Here is an 888-nt window from a genome sequence, read left to right as displayed (position 1 = left end):
AGCTTAACCTTCGGGAGGGCGCTTACCACTTTGTGATTCATGACTGGGGTGAAGTCGTAACAAGGTAACCGTAGGGGAACCTGCGGTTGGATCACCTCCTTACCTGAAGATACCTTCCGGCGCAGTGCTCACACAGATTGTCTGATAAAAAGTAACGAGCAGAAAAAACCTCTACAGGCTTGTAGCTCAGGTGGTTAGAGCGCACCCCTGATAAGGGTGAGGTCGGTGGTTCAAGTCCACTCAGGCCTACCAAATTCGCACTCACGCTGCGTTATGTCTCCGGCTCGCATAGTTCACTATGCTTCGCGAAGACATGCCCTGCCTGAGCACGAATTGCATTTCTCACGAAGTGTACTCGGTTGAGTGGTAGTAGTGGTCTCTGCAGTAACTGTATGGGGCTATAGCTCAGCTGGGAGAGCGCCTGCCTTGCACGCAGGAGGTCAGCGGTTCGATCCCGCTTAGCTCCACCATACCGTTTTAACTGTTTTTTCTGAATACTTCAGAGCGTACCGGCAACGGTGTGCTGCGAAGTATTATGCTCTTTAACAATCCGGAACAAGCTGAAAATTGAAACGACGTGTCGTTTTCATTCTCTGTAACAGGAATGAAAAACGCGACGCGGTCGGGTCTCTCAAATGCTTGCAGCTCGCAGCGTTGTAAAACGCCTGTGGGTTGTGAGGTTAAGCGACCAAGCGTACACGGTGGATGCCCAGGCAGTCAGAGGCGATGAAGGACGTGCTAATCTGCGTAAAGCGACGGTAAGGTGATATGAACCGCTACAGCCGTCGATGTCCGAATGGGGAAACCCGGTGCACTCAGTGCATCATTGCAGCATGAATACATAGTGCTGCAAGGCGAACCGGGGGAACTGAAACATCTAAGTACCCC

General features: G+C 51.7%; 2 tRNA genes and 2 rRNA genes. All 4 read left to right on the top strand.

Features of this window, described 5'->3' with window-relative positions:
- Nucleotides 1-102, top strand: a 16S ribosomal RNA gene (locus QSK07_RS22630); the annotation flags it as partial.
- Nucleotides 103-175: 73 nt separating this feature from the next.
- A tRNA-Ile gene (locus QSK07_RS22625) sits at nucleotides 176-252 on the top strand.
- Nucleotides 253-394: 142 nt separating this feature from the next.
- A tRNA-Ala gene (locus QSK07_RS22620) sits at nucleotides 395-470 on the top strand.
- 208 nt (nucleotides 471-678) lie between these two features.
- Nucleotides 679-888, top strand: a 23S ribosomal RNA gene (locus QSK07_RS22615); the annotation flags it as partial.

This window comes from Pantoea sp. QMID4, from assembly GCF_030270445.1.
Taxonomy (GTDB): domain Bacteria; phylum Pseudomonadota; class Gammaproteobacteria; order Enterobacterales; family Enterobacteriaceae; genus Pantoea; species Pantoea vagans.
The sequence above is the reverse complement of the archived record's forward strand: the minus strand, read 5'-3'. Positions and strand labels throughout refer to the sequence as shown.